4 protein-coding genes are annotated in these 6,963 nt (G+C 61.7%); all 4 read right to left on the reverse strand.

The features are described 5' to 3' along the window. Positions 1-9: 9 nt before the first annotated feature. Genes narI through ABI546_RS07065 form a run of 4 tightly spaced genes read right to left on the reverse strand, consistent with a single transcriptional unit; the run spans position 10 to position 6,787 of the window. Positions 10-732, reverse strand: a complete 723-nt coding sequence (gene narI / locus ABI546_RS07050; RefSeq protein ID WP_348045454.1) for a respiratory nitrate reductase subunit gamma — start codon at positions 730-732, stop codon at positions 10-12. Then, positions 729-1,436, reverse strand: coding sequence for a nitrate reductase molybdenum cofactor assembly chaperone (gene narJ / locus ABI546_RS07055; RefSeq protein ID WP_348045456.1), 708 nt, complete (start codon positions 1,434-1,436; stop codon positions 729-731). Before narJ ends, narI begins: the two co-directional genes overlap by 4 nt. 3 nt (positions 1,437-1,439) lie before the next feature. Continuing rightward, complete coding sequence (gene narH / locus ABI546_RS07060) at positions 1,440-2,972, reverse strand: nitrate reductase subunit beta (RefSeq protein ID WP_348045458.1); 1,533 nt, start codon at positions 2,970-2,972, stop codon at positions 1,440-1,442. Continuing rightward, positions 2,969-6,787, reverse strand: a complete 3,819-nt coding sequence (locus tag ABI546_RS07065; RefSeq protein ID WP_348045460.1) for a nitrate reductase subunit alpha — start codon at positions 6,785-6,787, stop codon at positions 2,969-2,971. The genes narH and ABI546_RS07065 overlap by 4 nt, the downstream gene beginning before the upstream one ends. Between the last annotated feature and the right edge of the window lie 176 nt (positions 6,788-6,963).

Here is a 6,963-nt window from a genome sequence, read left to right on the forward strand (position 1 = left end):
TTCTCGGTGTTAACGGTTGCGGCTCGACTCGGCCCCGGGGACACCCAGGCGGCGGCTGCGCACGAGCTGGTAGGGACGGAAGAGGTAGGCGACGGATCCGAAGCCACTCCACACATGAACCAGGCGGCTGAAGGGGAACAGCAGGAAGATGGTCATCCCGAAAACAATGTGGAAGCGGTAGGGCCAGGGCAGCACGGCCAGCGCTGCAGAATCCACCTCGCGCAGGGTCAGAATGCGCTGCGCCCATTCGGCCAGGATCAGCATCACGCTGCCGTCGGCGTGTCCCCACGAATAGGGCAAGGTGATCAGGCCCACCACCAGCTGTGTCCACAAAATCAGCAAGATCGCCAGATCGGTCTTGTGGCTGGTGTAGCGGATGCGCTCATCGAACATGCGGCGGTAAATCAGCATCGACAGGCCGATGAAACAGATGAAGCCGGCAGTGCCACCCGCGTAGATTGCCATGCGCTGCTTGGTCGCGGCGTCCATGAAAGCGCCATACACCGCGTGCGGCGTCAGCAGGCCGACCAGATGACCGAAGAACAGGAACAGGATGCCCACATGGAACAGGTTGCTGCCCCAGCGCAGCAGGCCGGTGCGCAGCAACTGCGAGGAGTCGCTTTTCCAGGTGTACTGGTCGCGGTCGAAGCGGATCAGACTGCCGAGCAGGAAAACGGTCAGGCAGATGTAGGGGTAGACACCAAAAAGAAATCCGTGAAGTCCGGGGCTCATGCTTGTGCTCCTTGGTTGGGGCGTGCCTTGCGCACATGCGGCACGATGTGAATCGGCTGCGGCTGATCCGGCCTGGCCTGGCCTTTGGACGAGCAGCCGTCAAAGACGACCGGCTCTTCCCAAACCGTGTCGATAAGCTCTTCAGCCGCGATCTGCACCGGCTGGGCCTTCTCTCCGGCCAACTCCAGCAAGGCACCCAGCACGGAGGCATAGCCGCTTTCGCGCTGCTGCAGCGCCGCGAAAATCGCGTTGAAGATATGCGCCATCTCGGCCAGAAACGCGCGCGCCTCGCGCGGCGGCTGGGTCGAGGTGAATTCGAGCACCACCGGAAGAAAATCCGGCATCTCACCTTCGGCCAGGTACATGCCGGCTTTCTCGTAGGTCTGCGCCAGGTCAATCATGGCCGGTCCGCGATCACGCGAGTCGCCGTGCACATGCTCAAACAGGTGCAGCGATGTGGCGCGGCCCCGGTCGAACAACTCAACATAAGCCGCCTCGGTCTCAAGCGCCGGCGCAAGCGCAAGCGCTTCGACCAGTGCATCCAGCTCGGCCAGACGCTGTGGCTCCAGCGCGCGCTCTTCGTGCAGCGCCTCGCGCAGCGCGCCCAGATGGCTGCGCAGTTCGGCGTCGGGATAAGCAAGCAGCCGGGCCAGCACGCGCAGGCTCTTCGAAGCCACAGCAGGGGTGTTGTTGAAAAGTGCCATGGTTCAGACCTCCACCTTGATGGGAATAGTGCGTTTCTTGTTGCCGCCAAACAGGCTGACGTCGCTGGCGCCGTCGGAGCAACCATTGCCGAAGGTAAAGCCGCAGCCGCCGCGCATGTCGAATGCGTTCTCGGCATATTCGCGGTGGGTGCTCGGGATCACGAAGCGGTCTTCGTAGTTGGCAATCGCCATGATGTGGTACATCTCCTCGACCTCGGCCACGGTCAGACCGGCCTGCTCCAGCACCGCCAGGTTTTGCACCTGGTCCACGTGCTTGCTGCGCTGGTAGGACCGCATCGCCAGCATGCGTTGCAGTGAACGGATGACCGGTGCTGTGTCACCCGCGGTCAGCAGGTTGGCCAGGTACTGCACGGGAATACGCATCTGCGCGATGTCGGGCAGCTCGCCATTGATGCCGATCTGGCCGGCATTGGCCGCCGAGGTGATGGGCGACAGTGGCGGCACGTACCAGACCATGGGCAAGGTGCGGTACTCGGGGTGCAACGGCAGCGCCACCTTCCACTCCACAGCCATCTTGTAGACCGGGCTGCGGCGCGCACCCTCCAGCCAGGCTTCGGGAATGCCGTCCTTGCGTGCCTGTTCAATCACCTTCGGATCGTTCGGGTCCAGGAAGATGTCGAGCTGGGCCTGGTACAGGTCTTTGTCGTCTTCCACGCTGGCCGCTTCCTGGATGCGGTCGGCGTCATACAGCACCACACCGAGGTAACGGATGCGGCCCACGCAGGTTTCGCTGCAGACGGTCGGCTGGCCGGCTTCGATGCGCGGGTAGCAGAAGGTGCATTTTTCGGCCTTGCCGCTCTTCCAGTTGTAATAGATTTTCTTGTACGGGCAGCCCGAAACACACATGCGCCAGCCCCGGCATTTATCCTGGTCGATCAGCACAATGCCGTCTTCCTCACGCTTGTAGATCGAGCCCGAAGGGCAGGACGCCACGCAGGCTGGGTTCAGGCAATGCTCGCACAGGCGCGGCAAATACATCATGAAGGTGTTTTCGAACTGGCCGACCATATCTTTTTGGACCTGGTCGAAGTTCGCCAGGTTGGCGTCCTTGCTGCGCTTGGAAAACTCGCCACCGAGAATCTCTTCCCAGTTCGGACCCCATTCAATCTTTTCCATGCGCTTGCCTGTGATCAGGCTGCGCGGCCGCGCCGTCGGCGTGGCCTTCATTTCCGGCGCTGCCTGCAGATGGTCGTAATCGAAGGTGAAAGGTTCGTAATAGTCGTCGATCTGTGGCATGTTGGGGTTGGAGAAGATGCGCATCAGCAGCTTCCACTTGCCGCCCTGGCGCGGCTCGATGGAACCGTCCGCCTTGCGCACCCAGCCGCCATTCCATTTGTCCTGGTTTTCCCACTCTTTGGGGTAACCGATGCCGGGCTTGGTCTCGACGTTGTTGAACCAGGCGTATTCCATGCCGGGCCGGCTGGTCCATACGTTTTTGCAGGTGACCGAACAGGTGTGGCAGCCAATGCACTTGTCCAGGTTCAGCACCATGCCGATTTGTGCGCGTACCTTCATGCTGCTTCTCCCATTTGTTGCACGGCGAACGCACGTTCGTCATCGCGTGGCGTGTCCAGCCAGTCCACCTTGTCCATCTTGCGCACCACGACGAATTCATCGCGGTTGGTGCCTATGGTTCCGTAGTAGTTGAAGCCGTAGGAGAGCTGCGCGTAACCGCCGATCATGTGGGTCGGCTTGAGCACGATGCGCGTCACCGAGTTGTGGATGCCGCCGCGCTGGCCGGTGATCTCCGAACCCGGGGTGTTGACGATTTTTTCCTGCGCGTGGTACATCATCACCATGCCCGGCTTGACGCGCTGGCTGACGACAGCCCGCGCGGCAATCGCGCCATTGACGTTGTAGGCCTCGATCCAGTCGTTGTCTTCCACGCCGATGAGCTTGGCATCATCCTCACTGAGCCAGATGATCGGCCCGCCGCGGCTCAGCGTGAGCATCAACAGGTTGTCTGTGTACGTTGAGTGGATGCCCCACTTCTGGTGCGGCGTGATGAAGTTCAGCAGTATCTCGGTGTTGCCGTTGGTACGGATACCGTGCACACCGGCGGTCGCCTTCAGGTTCACCGGCGGCCGGTAGCTGGCCAGGCCCTCGCCGAAAGCCAGCATCCACGGGTGGTCCTGGTAGAACTGCTGGCGGCCCGTGAGGGTGCGCCATGGGATCAGTTCGTGCACATTGGTGTAGCCGGCGTTGTACGACACGGTTTCCGATTCGATGCCGCTCCAGGTTGGCGAGCTGATGATCTTGCGCGGCTGCGCCTGGATGTCGCGGAAGCGGATCTTCTCGTCTTCGCGATGCAGCGCCAGATGCGCGTGCTCGCGACCAGTCTGCTTGCCCAGCGCCTGCCAGGCCTTCACCGCCACATGGCCGTTGGTTTCAGGCGCGAGTTGCAACACCATTTCGCAGGCATCAATGTCGCTGTTGATGCGCGGCATGCCTTGGGTCACGCCAGGCTCAGTCACCAGGCCGTTGAGTTCGCCGAGTTGCCGCACTTCGGTTTCGGTGTTCCAGGCAATGCCCTTGCCACCATTGCCTATCTTGTTCAGCAAAGGGCCGACGGCCGTGAAACGTTTGTAGACGTTGGGGTAGTCGCGTTCGACCACCTGCATCTGGGGCGCCGTCTTGCCGGGCACCAGCTCACACTCGCCACGCTTCCAGTCCTTCACTTCAAAAGGCTGGGCCAGCTCACCCGGGGTATCGTGCATCACCGGGGTCAGCACCATTTCCTTCTCGACACCAAGATGGCCCTCGCACAACTCGCTGAATTTCTTCGCAAAGCCCTTGTAGATTTCCCAGTCGCTTTTCGATTGCCACACCGGATCCACCGCAGTAGACAGCGGATGAATGAACGGGTGCATGTCGCTGGTGTTGAGGTCGTTTTTTTCGTACCAGGTCGCGGTGGGCAGCACGATGTCGGAGTACAAGCAGGTCGTACTCATGCGGAAGTCGAGCGTGACCAGGAGATCCAGCTTGCCTTCAGGCGCCTTGTCGTGCCAGACCACTTCTTCAGGCTTGCCGTCTTCAGAGCCCAGGTCTTTGCCCTGCACGCCGTTGTCTGTTCCGAGCAGATGCTTGAGGAAGTACTCGTGACCCTTGCCCGACGAGCCGATGATGTTGGAGCGCCAGACAAACATGTTGCGCGGCCAGTTGTCTGGATGGTCCGGGTCTTCGCAGCTCATCTTGAGCGAGCCATCCTTGAGGGACTTGACGACATAGTCTTTCGCATCCAGGCCCGCGGCCTGCGCGTCTCTGACCACCTGCATGGGGTGGGTCTGCAACTGCGGTGCGCTCGGCAACCAGCCCATGCGCTCAGCCCGCACGTTGTAGTCGATCATGCTGCCGCCGTAGAGTTTTTTGTCGGCGAGTGGAGACAGCACCTCGTCCACGCCGAGCTTTTCGTAGCGCCACTGGTCGGTGTGCGCATAGAAGAAACTGGTGGAGTTCATCTGCCGGGGTGGGCGGATCCAGTCGAGCGCGAAGGCCAGTGGCGTCCAACCCGTCTGCGGCCTCAGTTTTTCCTGGCCCACGTAATGCGCCCAGCCGCCGCCGCTCTTGCCGATGCAGCCGCACATCATCAGCATGTTGATGACGCTGCGGTAGTTCATGTCGCTGTGGTACCAGTGGTTCATGCCGGCACCGATGATGACCATGGACCGGCCTTCGGTCTTGTCGGCATTGTCGGCAAACTGGTGTGCGACAGCGATGATCTGGGCACGCGGCACACCGGTGATCTGCTCCTGCCACGCGGGGGTGTAAGGGCTGTTGTCGTCAAAGTCGGCGGCGGCCAATTCACCGGGTAAACCGCGGGGAATGCCGTATTGCGCGACCTGCAGGTCAAACACCGTTGCAACCAGGGCGGAGCGCTCCTCGCCTGCTTTGCCGAGCGAAATGCGCTGTACCGGCACGGTGCGCACCAGTACATCGCTCTGCTCGTTGTTGGCGAAGTGTTCGTGGGGGATACCGCCGAAGTATGGAAAGCCGACCTTGGCGCTGTCAGCACTGGGGGCATCACCCTCCATCACCGACAGCTTGAGCGTGACCTCGTCGCCCTGGCGCGCTTCTTTGGATTCCAGGTTCCATTGCCCGGCGTCGGCACGGCCATCGGGGCCCCAGCGAAAACCGATGGCGCCGTGTGGCAGCACAACCTTGCCCTGCGCGTCGAAGGCCACGGTTTTCCACTCGGGGTTGTTCGCCTGGCCCAGCTTGCCGTTGAAGTCGGATGCGCGTACATAGCGGTCTGGCACCATGACGGTTTCACCGGTTTCCATCTGGTGCTCTTTCAGCATCACCAGCATGGGCAGGTCGGTGTAGCGGCGCGCGTAGTGGTCGAAGTAGGCCGAACGCGGTTTGCCATTGCCACCGAAGTAGAAGTCCTTCAGAATCACGTGGCCCATGGCCATGGCAACTGCAGCATCGGTGCCCTGTTTGGGGTGCAGCCACAGGTCGGAGAGTTTAGCGACCTCGGAATAGTCCGGCGTGATCGCCACGGTTTTCGTACCCTTGTAACGGACTTCGGTAAAGAAGTGCGCGTCGGGGGTGCGCGTCTGCGGCACGTTGGAACCCCAGGCAATGATGAAGCCCGAGTTGTACCAGTCGGCCGACTCCGGCACGTCGGTCTGTTCACCCCAGACCTGCGGGCTGGATGGAGGCAGGTCGCAATACCAGTCGTAAAAACTCATGCACACGCCGCCTATCAGCGACAGGTAGCGCGAGCCGGCGGCGTAACTGACCATGGACATCGCAGGGATCGGCGAGAAACCAATGATGCGGTCAGCGCCGTGCTTCTTGATCGTGTGCACGTTGGAAGCCGCAATGATCTCGTTGACCTCGTCCCAGCTGGAACGCACAAAACCGCCAAGGCCGCGCACGCTCTGGTAGTCGCGCCGCTTGGCGTCGTCACGCACCACCGCCGCCCAGGCCTCCACTGGCGGGAGCGTCAGGCGCGCCTCGCGCCAGTGCTTGAGCAGGCGTGCGCGCACCATCGGGTATTTGACGCGGTTGGCGCTGTACAGGTACCAGCTGTAGCTGGCACCGCGCGAGCAGCCGCGCGGCTCATGGTTGGGCATGTCCCAGCGCGTGCGCGGGTAGTCGGTCTGCTGGGTTTCCCAGGTGACGATGCCGCCCTTGACATAAATCTTCCACGAACACGATCCGGTGCAGTTCACACCATGGGTGCTGCGCACGATCTTGTCATGCGCCCAGCGGTTGCGGTAGGCGTCTTCCCAGGTCCGGTCTTCGGCGGTGGTGACGCCGTGCGTCCCGGAGAAGGACTCCCGGGGGTTGGAAAAGTGGCTCAGTCGATCAAGAAAATGGCTCATGATTGGCTCCGTCGTTCATGCATCTGTTCAGGGGCACCCGCGGAACCGGCTTTGCCGGGCCGCTGGGTGCGCCCCCTTGAGGGGGAGGCGCCGAAGGCGCTTCGGGGGTGGGTCATATCGTTCAGGGGTTTTTGATCTCGGCGCCGCGGCGCAGGTAAAACCACCAGTTGAGGACC

Origin of the sequence: Polaromonas sp., assembly GCF_039932935.1 — a bacterium.
In the GTDB taxonomy this organism is placed as follows: domain Bacteria; phylum Pseudomonadota; class Gammaproteobacteria; order Burkholderiales; family Burkholderiaceae_C; genus Polaromonas.